This window comes from Rothia nasimurium, assembly GCF_049068285.1.
Classification (GTDB): Bacteria; Actinomycetota; Actinomycetes; order Actinomycetales; family Micrococcaceae; genus Rothia; species Rothia nasimurium_I.
The window spans coordinates 59,372-77,149 of record NZ_JBLKPV010000003.1; the positions used below are offsets into that span (position 1 = coordinate 59,372).

14 protein-coding genes are annotated in these 17,778 nt (G+C 60.5%); 2 read left to right on the plus strand and 12 right to left on the minus strand.

Going from position 1 to position 17,778, the window contains the following annotated elements; translation table 11 throughout:
* The first annotated feature begins 73 nt into the window (after positions 1-73).
* On the plus strand, positions 74-1,282 hold the full coding sequence (locus ACMXX3_RS03795) for an aromatic amino acid transport family protein (RefSeq protein ID WP_421083433.1): 1,209 nt from the start codon (positions 74-76) through the stop codon (positions 1,280-1,282).
* A 97-nt stretch (positions 1,283-1,379) separates the two neighbouring features.
* Here the strand turns inward: ACMXX3_RS03795 and ACMXX3_RS03800 are convergent, their stop codons facing one another.
* The 11 genes from ACMXX3_RS03800 to dapB form a co-directional block, all read right to left on the minus strand.
* Entirely contained in the window at positions 1,380-2,363 is a 984-nt protein-coding gene (locus ACMXX3_RS03800; RefSeq protein WP_421083434.1) for a regulatory protein RecX, read from the minus strand.
* Positions 2,364-2,458: 95 nt separating this feature from the next.
* Positions 2,459-3,565 carry a recombinase RecA gene (gene recA, locus ACMXX3_RS03805; RefSeq protein WP_421083435.1) on the minus strand — a complete coding sequence of 369 codons (1,107 nt, stop codon included), beginning with the start codon at positions 3,563-3,565 and terminating at the stop codon, positions 2,459-2,461.
* A 228-nt stretch (positions 3,566-3,793) separates the two neighbouring features.
* On the minus strand, positions 3,794-4,021 hold the full coding sequence (locus ACMXX3_RS03810; RefSeq protein WP_421083436.1) for a DUF3046 domain-containing protein: 228 nt from the start codon (positions 4,019-4,021) through the stop codon (positions 3,794-3,796).
* A gap of 65 nt (positions 4,022-4,086) precedes the next feature.
* Positions 4,087-4,536 (minus strand): helix-turn-helix domain-containing protein, encoded by a 450-nt coding sequence (locus ACMXX3_RS03815; RefSeq protein WP_421083437.1) that lies wholly within the window; start codon positions 4,534-4,536, stop codon positions 4,087-4,089.
* Between the two features lie 216 nt (positions 4,537-4,752).
* A complete protein-coding gene (locus tag ACMXX3_RS03820) occupies positions 4,753-5,265 on the minus strand; it encodes a CinA family protein (protein ID WP_421083438.1) in 513 nt (170 codons plus the stop codon).
* Positions 5,266-5,272: 7 nt separating this feature from the next.
* A complete protein-coding gene (pgsA, locus tag ACMXX3_RS03825; protein ID WP_421083439.1) occupies positions 5,273-5,881 on the minus strand; it encodes a CDP-diacylglycerol--glycerol-3-phosphate 3-phosphatidyltransferase in 609 nt (202 codons plus the stop codon).
* 37 nt (positions 5,882-5,918) lie between these two features.
* Positions 5,919-9,137: a DNA translocase FtsK gene (locus ACMXX3_RS03830; protein WP_421083440.1), complete on the minus strand. Its 3,219-nt coding sequence runs from the start codon at positions 9,135-9,137 to the stop codon at positions 5,919-5,921.
* 81 nt (positions 9,138-9,218) lie between these two features.
* Positions 9,219-10,934 carry a ribonuclease J gene (locus ACMXX3_RS03835; protein WP_421083441.1) on the minus strand — a complete coding sequence of 572 codons (1,716 nt, stop codon included), beginning with the start codon at positions 10,932-10,934 and terminating at the stop codon, positions 9,219-9,221.
* Between the two features lie 108 nt (positions 10,935-11,042).
* Entirely contained in the window at positions 11,043-11,975 is a 933-nt protein-coding gene (dapA, locus tag ACMXX3_RS03840; RefSeq protein WP_421083442.1) for a 4-hydroxy-tetrahydrodipicolinate synthase, read from the minus strand.
* 79 nt (positions 11,976-12,054) lie between these two features.
* Positions 12,055-12,660, minus strand: coding sequence for a hypothetical protein (locus ACMXX3_RS03845; RefSeq protein ID WP_421083443.1), 606 nt, complete (start codon positions 12,658-12,660; stop codon positions 12,055-12,057).
* 3 nt (positions 12,661-12,663) lie between these two features.
* Entirely contained in the window at positions 12,664-13,419 is a 756-nt protein-coding gene (gene dapB, locus ACMXX3_RS03850; RefSeq protein ID WP_421083444.1) for a 4-hydroxy-tetrahydrodipicolinate reductase, read from the minus strand.
* 352 nt (positions 13,420-13,771) lie between these two features.
* On the opposite strand from dapB, the gene ACMXX3_RS03855 reads away from it, so the two are divergent.
* On the plus strand, positions 13,772-15,748 hold the full coding sequence (locus ACMXX3_RS03855; protein ID WP_421083445.1) for an acyltransferase family protein: 1,977 nt from the start codon (positions 13,772-13,774) through the stop codon (positions 15,746-15,748).
* A gap of 677 nt (positions 15,749-16,425) precedes the next feature.
* Here ACMXX3_RS03855 and ACMXX3_RS03860 read toward each other — a convergent pair.
* Positions 16,426-16,848: an endonuclease domain-containing protein gene (locus tag ACMXX3_RS03860; RefSeq protein WP_421083446.1), complete on the minus strand. Its 423-nt coding sequence runs from the start codon at positions 16,846-16,848 to the stop codon at positions 16,426-16,428.
* Positions 16,849-17,778: the final 930 nt, after the last annotated feature.

Consider the following 17,778-nt stretch of genomic DNA (forward strand, 5'->3'; position numbering starts at 1 on the left):
AATCATTACCCTGCTGACAGGGGCGTACAATCAAGGGCGGTAATCAAACACACCACACTCAAGAAAGACCTCCATGTCAACCACGACCCCCTACCAGCGCCCAGCCCCGACGCTCAGCGTCATGCAGGGTATCGCCCTGATCTTCGGCACCAACATCGGTGCCGGCATCCTCAGCCTGCCCTACGCAGCCCGCAACGGCGGCTTTCTAGCCCTCGCCATCGCCCTGACCATCGCTGGTCTTCTCACCACCTTCTCCATGATGTACATTGCAGAAGTCTCCCAGCGCACCAAAGAACCCCTGCAGCTCTCCGGCCTAGCTGAAAAATACCTGGGCCAGGCCGGCCGCTGGGTAATCTTCGCCGCCATCATGGTCAACTCCATCGGCGCCCTCATCGCCTACGCAGCAGGCTCCGGTTCCCTCCTCAGCAACCTCCTCGGCCTCCCGCCCCTTGCCGGCACCCTCATCTTCTTCTTCCTCGGCTCCTTCATCATGTTCAAGGGCCTGCACGCCACCGGCATGGTTGAAGGCCTCATCACCGCAGGCATGGCAGCCATTATCCTGGCCCTATCCCTTTGGACCATCCTCGGCCCAGGCATCACCTTTGAGAACCTACTCATCCTGCACCCCTTCTTCATCATCCCCATCATGAACCTGGCCGTCTTCACCTTCATGGCCCAGTACGTTGTCCCCGAACTCGTGCGCGGACTGGGAGACACCAACCCCAAGGCCATCCCCACCGCCCTCGTCGGCGGTATGGCAGCCACCGGCTTCACCCTGGCCCTGGTCCCCTTCGTCGCCCTGGGCCTTCTCGGCGACCAGGTCTCAGAAGTTGTCACCCTCTCCTGGGGTGAGGCCCTGGGCCCCGCCGCCTACTACCTGGCCAACATCTTCGCTCTACTTGCCATGTTCACTTCTTTTGTGGCTATTGGCTACACCGCCATGCGGAACATTCTCGATATCACCCGCTGGGAAGAACACGGGCCCCTGCGACTAGCAGCCGTGGGCCTGACCGTCCTTCCCCCGCTGATCATCTCTATCGCTGGCCTTGGTGGCTTCGTCTCAGCGCTCTCTTACGCCGGTGGCTTTGCCGGGGCAGCCATGTCCATCCTGCCCGTTCTCATGCTCCGTGCAGCCCGCACAAAGGGCGAGCTGGAGCCGGTGTGGAAGGTCAGCTGGCAGGCCCACCCGGTCATTCAGGGCCTGCTGATTCTCACCTATGTGGTGGCCTTCATCTACTCCCTGGCAGCCATTTTCGGCCTGCTACCCACCGGCTGGGCCTAATCTGCCAGCAGGCTCAATCACGCTAACCTTGCCACAGAAAAGGGGCGCCCCATCCACTTCTTAAAGTGGAAGGGGCGCCCCTTTGGTTCCTGCCTTGCTAGTCGAAATAGCTGGCCTCTGAGCTAATGCCCAACTCAGCAGCGTAGGCCTCAACCTCCTCGCGCACCACGCTAAAGGCCAGGCCGCCCGGGTACCCCTTGCGGCCCAACATGGCCACCAGACGGCGCATGATCTTTTCCTTTTCAGTACGGTCAGCCAGGTTCATGGAGGGGCGCAATTTCTTTCGGACCAGCTCGTGGGCGTCAGCCCGCTCATCGTCCTCCGTCCGCTGTTCCAGGGCAAGCTCGGCCTCTTCCCCCTCCACTCCCTTGGCCTTGAGCTCCCGGCGAATAGCTGAGCGGGACAGTTTCTTCACATTCATGCGGGTCCGCACGAAAACCTCAGCAAATTCGGCGTCATTGATGAGGTTGACCGCCTCGAAGCGGGCCAGGATATCTTCGATGACCTCGGGAGAGATGTCCTTCTCAACCAGCTTCTTCTCCAGCATGGCCCTGGACTTGGGTGAGGCTGCCAGCTGGTTGAGCACAATGTTTTTTGCCCGCGTGAATTCGCTTTCTGGCTCTTTTCCGCCCCGGCCCCGTTTCTCGGGCAGGGGGGTGACTCCCTGCACCAGCATTTCTTCATCAGTAATTGGCTCGTTGAGGGCTGAGCCCTCCCGGAAGATGGGCTGGGAGCGCTTGCGCTGCGGGGGTTCATGTTCGGGTGCTGACGCCCCAATTGCAGGGGCAAAGGGGGAACTGGCCGCGTACCGGGCAGGGGGCCGACGGAAGCCCTTTTTCAGGTTGGGGTTCCGGCGGCGGGTGTATTTGCCCTGCCGGTCAGGGGCACCGGTGCTTGATGCCTGCCCGGGGCTGCTGGAGGCACTTGCTTCAGCTTGGCCGGTGTAGGGAGTAGCTACCCTGTCATTCGCGTACGCCCCAGTTTCCCCGGGTAGGTCTTCAGCTAGCCCCTGGGCTGCGGGGTGCCAGGCCGGGTATTCCTCAGGAGAAAGAAAATCGGTTGGTGGCAGGTCGCGGCTCATACTCCCCCTCATCGATTTATTGTCTGTGTCATGGCCAAAGCCGCCACCGCCGGGAATCCTTCCCGGTTGTGGCGGCTCTTCGCTAGCGGCAGTGACTAGAAGTTCTCAGAGATATCGTCGAGCGGATCAACTGAGGTGCTGGGCTCAACCTCATCGGCTTCCTCTTCGTCAGCTTCGATAATGCCAAGCTTAACCATGGTCTTGTACTTGATTTCTTCGGTCAGCTCAGGGTTGTCCTTCATGAAGCGACGGACATTTTCCTTGCCCTGGCCCAGCTGGTCCCCCTCGTAGGTGAACCAGGCACCGGACTTCTTGACCACATTGTGCTCAACGGCCAGATCAAGAATGCCGCCTTCAACAGAGATACCTTCACCGTAGAGGATGTCGAATTCTGCCTGCTTGAAGGGGGGAGCCATCTTGTTCTTGACCACCTTGGCCCGGGTACGGTTGCCAATGGGGTTAGCGCCGTCCTTCAGGGTTTCAATACGGCGGATGTCGATACGCACTGAGGCGTAGAACTTCAGGGCCTTACCACCGGTGGTGGTTTCGGGAGAGCCGAAGAAGACACCGATCTTTTCGCGCAGCTGGTTGATGAAGATAGCGGTGGTATTGGTTGCTGACAGGCGGCCGGTGATCTTGCGCAGGGCCTGGGACATCAGGCGGGCCTGCAGACCAACGTGGGAATCGCCCATTTCGCCTTCAATTTCAGCGCGGGGCACCAGGGCGGCCACGGAGTCAACCACAATGAGGTCAATGGAGCCTGACCCTACCAGCATGTCCATGATTTCCAGGGCCTGCTCACCGGTATCAGGCTGAGAGACCAGGAGGGAGTCGGTATCGACGCCGAGCTTGGCCGCGTAGACGGGGTCAAGCGCGTGTTCAGCGTCGATGAAGGCTGCAATACCGCCAGCCTTCTGGACGTTTGCAACAGCGTGCAGGGCAACAGTGGTTTTACCTGAGGATTCAGGGCCGTAAATCTCTACGACGCGGCCGCGGGGCAGGCCACCGATACCGAGGGCTGCATCCAGGGCCAGGGCACCGGTTGAGATAGTTTCTACCTGGGCTGCCTCACGGTCACCCAGACGCATCACTGAGCCCTTGCCGTAGTTCTTGTCAATCTGGGCCAGTACAGCCTCAAGGGCTTTTTCGCGGCCCTCAGCCGGGACCTGACCTACGGACTGCATGCGAGTCTTCGCTGCCATTTACGTTCCTCATTTCTTATCGCGACGGCGAGTTCTTTTCTCTGCCTACCACGGTAATACGGGTGCCTGACACTTTAAGCATTCGGCGCACCACAGCTGAAAATCTGTGGATAACCGCCCTGTGTGACAGGCGGCCGCTCTTATTTATCCACAATCCTACCGCAATTCGAACACATTTTCTATTAACTAGGAAAGATTTTCTAACCCAGGGACAGCGGCCACCAGCCCCTACCCCCTCGGCTCAAGATCCGGGCCCAACTGCCTCTCTCGCGGAACGTCCTGAACCCGACAAACAGCAAGCCAAACACTTCGCACATCGATCCCGGCGTCCAGGGCCTCTTGCACCGTCAGGTCACCAAAATCCCCAGGAACCAAATCCCGGGCCAAGTGCCGGGCATAGACGGCACCAAACTCATGCTCCATCGCGAACCAAAATTCACTCAGCTTCACCGGCACTCCTCATCCACAACAAAAGGAGCCGGGCTGCACCAGCCCAGCTCCCTCTCAAAAATTAGTCACCCTTAGCGGGCAGCAGCAGCCTCTTCAAGACCGGGAATGTCACGGCTTGAGGTTGCCGCAATACCGTATTCACGCTTGAACTGCTCTGAAAATTCAGCGGGCACAGTATCGGGAACAGAGAAGCCCTCTTCAACAGCCATCCGGCCCGAAACTTCAGCCAGCATGGCTGACAGAGTAATATTCAGGGCCTGGCAGATGGAGGCCAGAAGCTCAGAAGAAGCCTCTTTCTGACCGCGCTCAACTTCGCTCAGATACCCCAGGGACACGCGGGCAGAATGTGAAACCTCACGAAGGGTACGACCCTGGCGCTGACGGACATCACGCAGCACTTCACCAATTGCGTGGCGAAGAAGCAGGACCTTGCCGGTGTCTTGGGTGGGGGCAGCATTTTCAGTCTGACCCACATCCTTCCAACGGACGACACCGTTCACGGATACGGGCTGCTTAGTCATTGTTATACCAATCTCCTTGGTGCTTGTGCCCTGGATAGAATCAGGGCTCTTGGCTCCTAGCCTAGCCTATCTTTTAGCAGTCGTCAGCTAAGAGTGCGAAATAAGTCGTTTACTGACGTTTTTCACGTTACGTCTATCTAAACCTACCTAGCTGTGTTTTCATTCCCGAGAACCTGAAAAATTCATCTGAATATTTTCTGGGAGTTTTCCGGGCACCTAGCAGGCTTTTCCCTCCAGCACGTCAGCCAGAAGAATCAGGGCATCACGGGCAGCCTGGGCCCGGATTTCTGCCCGACTCCCCCGGTAGTTTTTCTCCAGGACGACCTGCCCCCGGATCCCGCTCACCGCAAGATAGACCCTGCCCACCGGCTTCCCGTCTGCAGGCTCAGGCCCCGCCGCCCCGGTTGTTGCCACCCCGTAATCAGCCCCGCAGACCCGGGCTGCACCAGCAGCCATAGCCAAGGCGACATCGGGATCAACAGCCCCCCGCTCAGCAAGTAGGTCAGCATCAACGCCCAGCACAGAAGCCTTGACCTCGGTGGCGTAGGAGATTACCCCACCCCGGTAGACAGCCGAAGCACCCGGTACAGAACACAGCAGGGAACCCACCATGCCGCCGGTCAGCGATTCAGCAGTGGCCAGCAGGGCCGCCTGCCCAGCCCCCCGGTGGTCTAGGGCCACGGCAAGGAGACGGGCAGCAGCGTCCTGCCCCTGCTTTTCGAAACTCACGGGCAACCTACCTTTCACCGGCACCAGTCTGGGCCAGGTAGGTGCGGCGGAGCTGGCCGGCCTTGATCACATAGTCAACACCGGTCACTAGGGTCACCACCACAACAGCTGCCATGAGCACGAAGCCCGGCCACAGGGCCCAGGAACCCAGCTGCCCGAGCGGCAGAATCATCAGCACCAGGGCCACGGTCTGCAAAACAGTCTTGAGCTTACCGCCCTTAGAAGCAGCCATTACCCCGTACTTGATAACAAACAAGCGCATAATCGTAATGCCCCACTCGCGCACCAGAATCACGATGGTCACCCACCACCACAGCTCCCCCAACATGGACAGCACCACAAAAGCTGCCCCGGTGAGGAACTTATCAGCGATAGGGTCAGCGATTTTACCGAAGCTGGTAATCAGGTTGTTTTTACGGGCCAGGTATCCATCGAGCCAGTCGGTAATCATCGCCACCACAAAGACACCAGCTGCCAGCCAGCGCAGGGCCAAATCCACCCCACCGTAGGCACCGCCAGCCCACAGGGCCCAGATGAAGAAGGGCACCATGAGAATGCGCAGGGCAGTCAGTGCGTTGGGTAGGTTCCAGTTAGATGCGGTGGTCTGCTCGGCCATGTCTACTCCTTGGGGTGGGGATGGGCTGGGGCGGGGTTTAGCGGCCGGTGAGGCTCCAGGCGTCCTCGCTGCCTTCGTCGGAGTCGTCGTCGTAGTAATCAACGGCTTCAGGGACGTCAGCGTGCATGGAGGCTACCGGGTCCCCACCGTAGGGGTCGGGGTCGGGCGCAGGTGGCGGCTCTTGGCCTCGGATCTTGGCCAGGACAGCGGGCAGGTCATCGGGCTGGACGAGCACGTCACGGGCTTTGGACCCCTCTGAGGGGCCAACGACTTCGCGGGATTCGAGCAGGTCCATGAGGCGGCCAGCCTTAGCAAAGCCCACGCGCAGCTTGCGCTGCAGCATGGAGGTAGAACCAAACTGAGTGTTGACCACCAGTTCAGCTGCCCGCAGCAGATCATCCAGGTCATCGCCGATGTCGTCGTCAATTTTCTTGGCCTGGGTGGTGGCTACAACGTCATCGCGGTAGACCGCCGGGGCCTGCTTCTTGACGTGTTCTACGACCTCGTGAATCTCAGATTCGCCTACCCAGGCACCCTGAACACGCATGGGCTTAGAAGCGCCCATGGGTAGGAAGAGGGCGTCACCCTGGCCAATCAGTTTTTCAGCCCCGGGCTGGTCAAGGACCACGCGGGAATCGGTAACAGATGAGGTGGCAAAAGCCATGCGGGAGGGCACATTGGCCTTAATCAGGCCGGTGACCACATCGACGGACGGACGCTGGGTTGCCAGCACCAGGTGGATACCGGCAGCACGCGCCAGCTGGGTAATACGGACGATGGACTCTTCCACATCGCGCGGGGCCACCATCATGAGGTCGGCGAGCTCGTCCACAATCACCAGCAGGTAGGGGTAGGGCTTGACCGTGCGCTGGGAACCGGGCTCCGGCTGGACCTTACCGGCCTTGACCGCCTTGTTGAAGTCGTCCACATGCTTGTAGCCATAGTGGGCCAGGTCATCGTAGCGGGCGTCCATTTCCCGTACCACCCATTGCAGGGCTTCGGCAGCCTTCTTGGGGTTGGTGATAATGGGGGTAATCAGGTGGGGAATACCCTCATAGGCGGTCAGTTCCACGCGCTTGGGGTCAACCATAATCAGGCGCACCTGGTCGGGGGTCGAGCGCATGAGGATCGAGGTGATCATTGAGTTGACGAAGGAGGACTTACCGGCACCGGTTGCACCTGCCACCAGCATGTGGGGCATCTTGGCTAGATTGGCAATCACAAAGCCGCCCTCGACGTCCTTACCGACGCCCATGACCATGGGGTGGTCGGTGGCGTGGGCCTTGGCTGAGCGCAGCACATCACCCAGCACCACGATTTCACGGTCGGTGTTAGGGATTTCGATACCGATTGCGCTCTTGCCCGGAATGGGCGACAGGATACGGACGTCGGCAGAGGCCACGGCGTAGGCGATGTTCTTGGATAGGGCGGTGACACGCTCCACCTTGGTGCCGGGGCCCAGCTCGATTTCGTAGCGGGTGACGGTCGGGCCGCGGGAGAAGCCGGTGACCTCAGCGTCCACATTGAACTGTTCGAGGACGTTGGTGAGGGCAGCGACCACCTGCTCGTTGGCTTCGGAGCTTTCCTTAGCCGGCGGGCCCGCTTCCAGCATGGACTCGGTGGGTAGGGTGTAGGTGCCGGTGGAAGATTCTACGACCATCTCCCCCCGGGGCTGCTCGGCAGTTTCAGCCACGGTGTTGTTTTGCAGACGGGGAGCCGGACGGGCAGCGGGGGCAGGGGTAGCCGGGGCGCCAGGCTTGGGAGCAGCCGCACTGGCTGCTGCCCCGGTGAGGGCAGCTCCCAGGTGTGCTGAGGTAGACGAGGGGGCAGGACGGGTTCCTGCGGCCTCGCGGGTGTCTGCCCAGCTGCGGCTGGGGGACGGTTCAACCGGCTGAAGGTCATCGAAGCTCTCGATGTCTTGGTCGAGGACATCCTCAGGAGTCTCAGGTTCCGCCTGAGATTCAGGGGAATAGCCCTGGTCAGAAGCAAGTTTCCGGGCCTGTTCAAGGCGCTGGGCCGGGGCGTCTGAGGAGCTTTCTTCCTCCCAAGCCCCCTGGTCAAAGAGGGTGCCCTGTTTCTTGGCAGCCTGCTCAGCTGCCTTCTTCTGACGCCGGGTCTGCTTGCGAGGAGCCTCTACGTCAAAGGCCTCAGCCGGTCGGGCTGAACGGGCAGGACGGGCCGGGGTAGGCTCCACCCGGTCTAGCTGGGTGGTCTCAGGAGCAGGATCGTGGACCACCGGGCTCTGGTAGGCCTCATCAGCTTCGTAGCTATCCAAGCGGCTATCGCTTGCTTCCCGGGAACCTGACCCGAATCCTAACCAGCCCAGCAGGCCACCGCGGGCCCGCCGGGGAGACGGGGAGGGCTCGTCCTCATCGTCATAGAGGTAGGAGCGGTCGTGTTCGTCCTCGATGACGCGGGTTTCAGCCTCGTCCTGCGCCCGGGCTTTCCTGGCCCGGGAGGGACGGCCGGCGTCCTGGACGCTACCGTCAGGCCGCTCCCCCAGCAGTAGACCAAAAATGTAGACCAGCTTAGGCCCAATCTGGCGCAGGGGGGTGTCGGTTGCCCACAGCAGGCCCCCGCAGAAGACCAGGGCAATCATGACCCATTCCAGGGCTGAAACCCCACCGACAATCCGGCTCATGGGGGTACCCAGGAGGACGCCGATGGTACCGCCGCCGCCCCAGAATTCTTCAAAGGAGCTTGAGAAAGTGGGGTATCCGGCCACTTTTGCGCCCATGAGGGAAGCCGAGACCGTCATAGCGGTAAAACCAACAGCAATGCGGTTGTTGGAGCGGATATCAAGCGGGTGCCGGAAGATCCGGATGGAAAAAATCAGGCAGAGGATAGGAATCAGCAGGGCACCCTGGCCAAAGAGACCGCCCACAGCCACATGCCACCAGTGCAGGGGCAGTTCATACCAGCGCAGGGTGGCCGGATCGGCCCTCCAGCCCCACCATTCAACAGCTGCGGTCAAGATACCGATGGCCAGCACCAGCAGGGCACCACCGTCGCGGCGCTCGTGCAGTTCAATATCGGTGCGGAGCTCACCCATTCGGCGCACAGCCCCGCCCACGATATAGGCCAGGGACTGCCAGGCACCAACGATAGCCCGAATCAGAACGTTACTTTCCTGGGGCACGGCAGCCTTTTGAGAGGTGCCTTTCCGGCGGGCGGGTGCAGCTGAGCGACCCCCCGAGGCACGGGGAGCTGACCGGGCGGCAGAAGATTTCTTTGGTGCAGACTTTCTCGGAGCCATTCTTCCCAATACTGATTTAGTGGAGCGATTCGTTAAATAGCTTACCCGGCGGCAGAATGAACTGCCGCCGGGTAGGTTGTGCTAGTTGCCGTCGGCTTCGGGGGTGTGGGTTTCAATCACCACGGGCACGATCATGGGCTTCCGGCGCAGGCGGCGGGCTACCCAGGCCCCCATGGTGCGGCGGACGATCTGCTGCAGTTGGTGGGTGGTGTGGACCCGCTCGGGTGCCCGGTGTAGGGCGTCCTCCAGGGCTGCTGTGATCTTGGGGGTGATGTCATCGAAGACGGAATCGTTCTCGGCAATACCGCGGGCGTGAATATCCGGGCCGGTGACCACGCGCTTGGTGGCACGGTCCACCACGGTGACGATAGAGACGAAGCCCTCTTCGCCCAGAACCCGGCGGTCCTTGAGGTCGTCCTCGGTGACGTGGCCGACAGACTTGCCATCAACGTAGACGTACTCGCAGGGAACCTGGCCAACGATGTCAGCCCGGCCGTTGCGCAGGTCTACAACAGTGCCAGAATCGCCGATGAGGACGCGGTTGGGGTTGATACCGGTCTCAATGGCCAGCTTGCCGGAGGCCAGCAGGTGACGGACTTCGCCGTGGACGGGCATGACGTTCTTGGGCTGCAGGATGTTGTAGCAGTAGAGCAATTCACCGGCAGCTGCGTGTCCAGAAACGTGGACCTTGGCATTTCCCTTATGGACGACGTTGGCGCCCAGCTTCATGAGGCCGTTAATGACGCGGTAGACGGAGGTTTCATTACCGGGAATCAGAGAGGAGGCCAGGATGATAGTGTCACCCTTTTCCACCTGGATCTTGTGGTCACCGTTCGCCATGCGGGAGAGGGCTGCCATAGGCTCGCCCTGGGAGCCGGTACACATCATGACGATCTGCTCGGGGCGGTAGTCATCGACCTTCTTGAGGTCAACCAGGATACCGGCGGGCACCTTCAGGTAGCCCAGCTTCTCGGCGATCGTCATGTTGCGGACCATGGAGCGACCCACCAGCACAACCTTGCGGCCGCGCTCTTCGGCGGCGTCCAGGACCTGCTGGACGCGGTGGACGTGGGAGGAGAAGGAAGCGACAATCACGCGGCGCTTAGCGTCGCGCATGACGTTGGAGATCACCGGGCCGATATTCTTTTCGGTCGGGGTGAAGCCGGGGACTTCAGCGTTCGTGGAGTCCGGCAGGAAGAGGTCGATGCCCTCTTCACCCAGGCGGGCGAAGTGGCGCAGGTCGGTCAGGCGGCCGTCCAGGGGCAGCTGGTCCATCTTGAAGTCACCGGTGTGCAGGACCTTGCCGGCCTTGGTGCGGATAAAGACGGCCAGGGCGTCCGGAATGGAGTGGTTGACGGCTACGAACTCGCATTCGAAGGGGCCAAAGCGCTCTACCTGGCCTTCAACGACGTCCATGGTGTAGGGCTTGATCCGGTGTTCCTGCAGCTTGGCCTCAACCAGGGCCAGGGTCAGCTGGGAGCCCACCAGGGGGATGTCGGGGCGCATACGGAGCAGGTAGGGGACGGCGCCAATGTGGTCTTCGTGGCCGTGGGTGAGCACAATCGCCACGATGTCCTGCAGGCGGTCCTTGATGTAGTTGAGGTCAGGCAGGATCAGATCCACGCCGGGCTGGGATTCTTCGGGGAAGAGCACACCGCAGTCCACCACCAGGAGCTTGCCGTTGATTTCGTAGACGGTCATGTTACGGCCAACTTCGCCGAGGCCGCCCAGGGGCACCACGCGGAGGGTGTCTTTCTTGAGCTTGGGAGGAAGATGGGGTGAGGTCACTGTTTGCATGTGGTCCCTTTTCTGTAGATAGTGTTTTTACTCAATACGGGCAAGCGGGCTGTCCCAAAATCAGCGTGGATTTTGGGATCAGCCCGCAGGGTACCCGCGATAAATTCTTTACTTGGCCAGGGTTTCAGCGATGACTGAATCAGCCAGGTCTGCCCGCATGAGGGCGGCTTCGTCTGCGGTGGCCTCGACGTGGGGCAGGCGGACGGCTGCCGAGTCGAGGATTCCCTGCCAGGTGAGGATCTGCTTGGCGGCAACACAACCGGGGACGCGGCTCATGGTGGCGCGGACGACGGGGGCCAAATCCAGGTGCAGTTTCTGGGCGCTTGCAAGGTCCCCGGCTACCACAGCGTCAATGAGCTTGCGGAAAAGTTCGGGGGCAACATGGGAGGTAACGCCTACAAGGCCGGCAGCGCCCATGGCCATCCAAGGCAGGGTGAGGCCGTCGTCGCCGGAGTAGTAGGCCAGGTCGGTGGTTTCCATGACCTCGGTGGCTGCGGTGAAGTCAGCCTTGGCGTCCTTCACGGCCACTACGTTCTCGTGGCTGGCCAGGTTGCGGTAGACCGCAGGGGTGATGGGGATGCCAGCTCGGCCGGGGATGTCGTAGAGCATGACGGGGGTCTTGACCGCGTCAGCGACAGTGCGGAAGTGGGCTTCTAGGCCGGTCTGGGTGGGCTTGTTGTAGTAGGGGGTGACCACCAGCAGGCCGTCGACGCCTACCGCTTCGGCCCGGGAGGCCAAATGCAGGGTGTGGGCGGTGTCGTTAGAACCAACGCCAGCAACAATCTTGGCCCGGTCACCGACAGCGTCCTTGACGATGCGGAAAACCCGCTCGTTTTCTTCGTCGGTCATGGTGGAGTATTCACCGGTGGTGCCGCACACAATCAGGCCGTCATGGCCCCGGTCTACCAGGTTGGTGGCAAGAGCTGCGGTTGCGGCTTCATCGACGTCGCCGGTAGCGGTGAAGGGGGTGACCATGGCGGTCAGCAGACGCCCGAAGATGGGTTCTGCGGTGGGTACGGTGGTCTGTGCGGTCTGAGACATATCTACTACGTTACCTTATCTGCGTTGGAGGATTAGGGTGAGCTACCTCAAAATAGGTGGTGAAAGATGGCCTGGGGCCCTAGATACTGGCCTTGGTCAGGGGTTTACCCCGGTGGAGGGCGATAGCTGTTCGCATCGCCTTGCGGGCCCGTTTTCGGTCCCCGGAGGCGTCATAGGCTAAAGAAAGCCGGAACCAGTTTTTCCAGTTGTCGGGTTCTTCTTCTGCGGCCTGGGCATAGGCGGCAAACTGGGCGTCTGCAGCAGCGCGGTCGATCCGCCCGGATGCGGACCGGGGCAGGTTATCTTCTGGTAATTCACCGGTAGCTGCAAGCTCAGAGCCCAGGGCCTGGGTGCGGGATCCAAAAATGATTTCCCGAATCATGGCCCAGGCACCCAGGATGGGCAGGACGATAAGGGCCAGGCCAAGCACCATACCAACGAGTCCAGCTTCCTGCATGATGAGGACGCCCCGCTGGGCCGTCAGCGCTAAATAAAGGGCCAGGGCGACGGTCACCAGCCCGGCAAAGATCCTGCCGCGGCCCCCTGCGTCCACAGCGATAAAAACCGCGCAGAACACCCCAACAGCCAGGAGGAAGAGGCGGGTTCCCAAGGGCAGGGGCAGGATCAGCACCGTCAAGACAGCCAGGGTGATGGCAGCCGCTACAAAAAGACGCAGGGAGGACATGGGCTAGGAGAGATCCAGGTAGTTATCAAGACCGACTGTCAGCCCCGGGTGGGCAGCCACCTGGCGCACGCCCAGCAGGACGCCGGGCATGAAGCTGCTGCGGTCGAAGGAATCGTGGCGGATTACCAGCTGCTGACCGGCATCGCCCAGCAGGATTTCTTGGTGGGCAGTCAAACCGCGCAGGCGCACAGCATGGACGTTCACCCCGGCGACCTTAGCCCCGCGGGAGCCACCCTCATCCGTTTCCGTTGCATCAGGAGACTCAGGAACACCAGCAGCAGCCCGGGCCTCCCCAATCTTCTTGGCAGTATGGACGGCAGTGCCCGAGGGCGCATCAACCTTATTGGGATGGTGCATCTCAATCACCTCAACCGACTCAAAGAACCGGGCGGCCTTGGCAGCGAACTCCGTTGCCAGCAAAGAACCAATCGCAAAGTTGGGGGCAATCAAAACACCAACCTCCGGGTGCTCAGCCAAGGTAGCCTCCAGGGCAGCTAGCCGTTCCTCATTCCAGCCGGTTGTACCCACCACAGCGTGGATACCGTTCTCCACCGCAAAACGCACATTCGCCTCGGTAGCGGCCGGGACAGTCAAATCAATCATGACCTCAGCCCCGTAGTCAACCAGCAAATCCAGAGAATCCCCATTGCCCAGGGCAACCACCAAATCCATATCGGCGGCGGTATTCACAGCCTTCACAGCCTCAGATCCCATCCGGCCGGCAGCACCGACAACAGCTACTTTCCACACCTTACTCAAGGTTCCACAACCCTTCACGGTCTCAAATCTGTAGGACGCTGCCCAACTATTCCCAGCTGGACGGGCACCTGGCGGGGCGAAACTCGTGGCGGCCACCGCCTGCGCCACTTCCCCCTACTCTAGCCAAAACCCAGCAGGTGACGCATGCCAAACCCACCGCGTCCGCGTCCGCCCCCGTCATACAGGGCCAAACATTCCACCATACGAAATACACGCGGGGACGTTCCGCCCTACCCGGGTGCCAGCCCTCACCAGAACAGCAGTAGGTAGTGCCACCATAAAATCAGCAATTCCCCCTAAACTATTAGGGGACCACCCGGCACCTTCCACCTACTCCACCCCCGAAGGACCCATGAAAGACGACCACGTTTTTTACTCCGCTGTTCACCCCCACGAGGGCCAACGGCGCTATACCCTCCGGGGGCTAGACGGTATCCGCGCCATCGCGGTGCTCCTTGTGCTGGTCTACCATTTCTGGCCCCAGCATCTACCCGGTGGCATGATCGGTGTCGATATCTTCTTCGTCATCTCCGGCTACCTCATCACCGCCCTGCTCCTGCGCGAAGGGGCCTACACCGGCAAGATGGACATCATCTCCTTCTGGGTGCGCCGTCTACGCCGCCTGGTACCGGCCTTCGCCCTCCTCACCCTGGTGGTTGCCCCCCTGGCCCTTATCGTCGGCGGGGACGCCCACGTTGATCTCGGCCGTCAGATACTCGGTGTCTTCACCTACTCCTCCAACTGGTTGCTCGTCCTTGCCGGGAACGACTACTTCGCCCAAACCACCCCAGAACTCATGACCAACTTCTGGTCCCTGGCGGTAGAAGAACAGTTCTACTTCTTCTGGCCAGTGGTGATGGTCTTCGTCTTCATGTTCACCTCCCAGTGGTCGCGCCGGGCCCTCGTACCGGCAGCTATCGGGCTAGTCTCAGTCTTGCTGGCGGTCATCATGGACCTGCTCGGGGCCTCCTCAACCCGCCTCTACTACGGCACCGACACCCACCTCTTCGGCCTCATGCTGGGCGTCCTGCTAGCCATGCTGCTTCCCTGGTCCATGTACCCGCCCACCGACGACCGCCTCTATCCTATCGTCGGCTATGGCCACGGGCCCCTCGGCTTCTTCCGCCAAGTAACCGGCTGGGCCAGCCTCATCGCCGTCATCCCCCTGGCCCTACTCCTCTCAGACCACACCCCCTGGCTCATGCCCTGGGGACTGTTGCTCGGCTCCCTCCTAGGCTTCGGCATGATCCAAGCCCTCCTGCCCGACGTCCGCGGCCCCCTAGCCAACATCTACCGGGACCTCCTCTCCCTCGGCCCCCTCGTCTGGATCGGCCAACGATCCTACGGCATCTACCTCTGGCACTGGCCCCTAGCCGTCCTTGCCCACTACATCTTCGGAGCCAACCGCTCCCCCTGGATCAATGCCGGGGTCATGCTCCTGACCTTCATCATCGCCGGGCTCTCCTACATGTTCGTAGAACAGCCCGTGCGACGCCTCGGCTTCCGCGGGGCCCTGACCGCCTGGTTCAACGCCATCATCGCCCCCACCGGACGGGCCTTCCCCATTGCTGCTGCCGCCCTAGCCGGTATCACCCTCATCACCACAGTTTTCGCCATCCGCACCGCCCCCAGCATGACCCAGGCTGAAGCCGTCGTCGCAGCCGGTGCGGCCGCCGTCCAACCCAGCCCGACACCGACCGAAGAAGCTACCGCAGGTGACGCTACTCCCACAGCTGAAGCCAGCCCCGGCCCCACAGCCACCGAAACAGCTACCCCCAGCGACCAGGAACCGGTAGCCAGCGCTACAGCCAGTGCACCGGCTGCCCCTAGCTACCCCGCAACCGCCAGCGACCAGGTCACCATCGTGGGCGACTCCGTCACCCTTGCCTCTTCCATCGCCCTGGCAGAAGCAATGCCCCAGGCCATCGTCAACGCTGAAGTTTCCCGCAACAGCTCAGCTGCCCTGCCCATCGTCGCCCAGCTTGAGGCCAGCGGGGACCTGCGCGAGGTGCTGGTACTGTCAGTGACCGCCAACTCCACCTTCTCAGCAGGCCAGCTTGAAGAGCTCAAGAAGACTGTAGGCGAGCGCAAGATTGTGCTGGTCACCGGTGTTGGCCCGGCCAACCTCACCTGGATCGAGCCTTCCAACCAGATGATCCGTAGCTTCGCAGCCCAGAACCCAGACCAGGTCTTCGTAGCCGACTGGCAGGCCGCAGCCAAGGGCCACCCCGAATACCTCGTCTCTGACGGCGTCCACCCCCACAATGAGGGCCTCACCGTCTACGCCCGCGTAGTAGCCGAAGCCGTAGCGAAGGCCCAAGGAAAGTAAGCCCGCACGGGTAAGTGGGCCCGGGCAAAGCCTCGGGTAAGTGGGCCCGGACGGGTAAGTGAGCCCGGGCAAAGCCTCGGGTAGGGGCTCGAGGAATTGCCTGGGAGATTTCGTGACTCATCAGGTGAGGTAGGGCTGCTCGTCAGGAACAGGTTCGATCGGTGCTCCCGGGCAACGGCCAGGGATGAGAACTAGCCCAGGTAAGTCCCTGGACGAGAACTAGCCTAGATAGGGCAAAAGAGGTGGGAGGCACCGGATAGGCCCCCGTTGCTCACCGCCTGACCCCACCCACCTTTGGACCGCCCCCCAGCTCACCCCGTCCACCTTTGGACCGTCTCCAGCTCACCTCAACCACTTTTGGACCATCCCCAGCTCACCCCGTCCACCTTTGGACCGTCTCCAGCTCAAAAACGCCCCTAGAACCACAAGGAAATGAGCAAAATCAGGTCCAAAGTCAATACCAACGACCCGTTTACGGTCCAAACGGATGAAGGCGCTGGCACTACGTCCGTTTGGACCAACCTCAAACCACTCAACATGACTTTGGACCGTCCCGAACCCAATTTGCATCTCAAAATCAGAGCAAAATGATTTCAGAACGGTCCAAAGTACATCCAGGTAAGCTCAACCCGGTCTATATTTCAATGCCCTTGCACCACAGACAAGGCAAAACTCCGCTAAATCCCCAGCATCTGTCTCTGGCGAGAAAGAGTGGTTGCGATAGTACGCATAACTTCGGCCGGCTGTTTTCTTACCTGATGCCAGTTAAAACGAAGCACGATCCAACCCTGATTCTGAATCAGTTTTTCTCGGCTTCTTTCTGCTACAACAACTTGCTGGGCAGGTCCGTACTCAGAATATTTCTTCACCCCATCGAACTCAATAATGATTCGCTCACGCTCGTACGAGAAGTCTGGCCTATAAATATTTCCATCTACCGTTAGCTCCACCTGTTGCGACGGTTTTGGCAAATCGGATTCTAAAATCGCAAACAGGAGCAAGCTTTCTCCAGGGCTTTCGCAATCTTTGCTGAGGTAAGAGGTTATGGAGCGGGCCCGTCCTGCCCCTCTACCCTTCAATTTGTTTAGCCTTTCCTGCACTACTTCGGGGCTAGTTAGCCCGCGGTTCAGTGCAGAGTTGATAATGCATACGCTTTCATCGCGTGGCAGGTATCGTGCGCAATCATCGAGGGTTTGGAGAATTCCAGTCGCATTTATCCCGCCGGGGAACTGCACTGTGTGGGTGGCTGGACGTGTGGTGTAGTGCTTGGTGACGTTGGCTGGCCGGCCTCTAGTGGTTGGGTGTACAAGTACGTCCACGGGCGCCAATGGTTCTAAGATACTTAGACCGTGTAGCCACGCTGCACTTCGGTGGCAAAAGATCGCATGTGGGTTTTGCTTATGGTAGGCCACTATTTCACACGGGTACCTGTCGTAGAAGGGTAATTGTGCGTATATTTCTGTTGGGCAGTAGACCCCGCGACGTAGCGTGGTCAGCTCTCCCCGTTGTGCTTTCCGGGTGATTGTTGACTTGCTCGGGCCGGTTGCTTGGAGCTCTGCGGCTGTTCGAACGATTGAGAGGGTTTGGGTGATGTCCATGGGGTGAGTATGCCCAGAACAGCTTCAGGACGGTAGAGCACAGGTTCGCTGTGGAAAAAGGTTTATCGACTTTCACCTAGTCACAGGATTTCAAGTTTCAAAATTGGTGTAGCCATTTCCAAATATGTCAGCCCTATTTCGCAGTGGTGTTGCCCCCCCTGCAGCCGGAAGGCTTTGGACCGTTTCAAACTCATTCAGTTTTACTTTGGACCATATCAAAATCATTTTTTCGCCTAAAACCAGGGTATTTTGAGCCCAGGACGGTCCAAAGCTAGACAAAGCGGGGCCGTCATGGTCCAAACCCAGCTAGCCTGAACCCGTCACGGTCCAAACCCAGCTAGCCTGAACCCGTCACGGTCCAAAGCCGCCTGCTCTGACCCCGGCACGGTCCAAAGCTAGGCAAGGCGGGGCCGTCATGGTCCAAACCCAGCT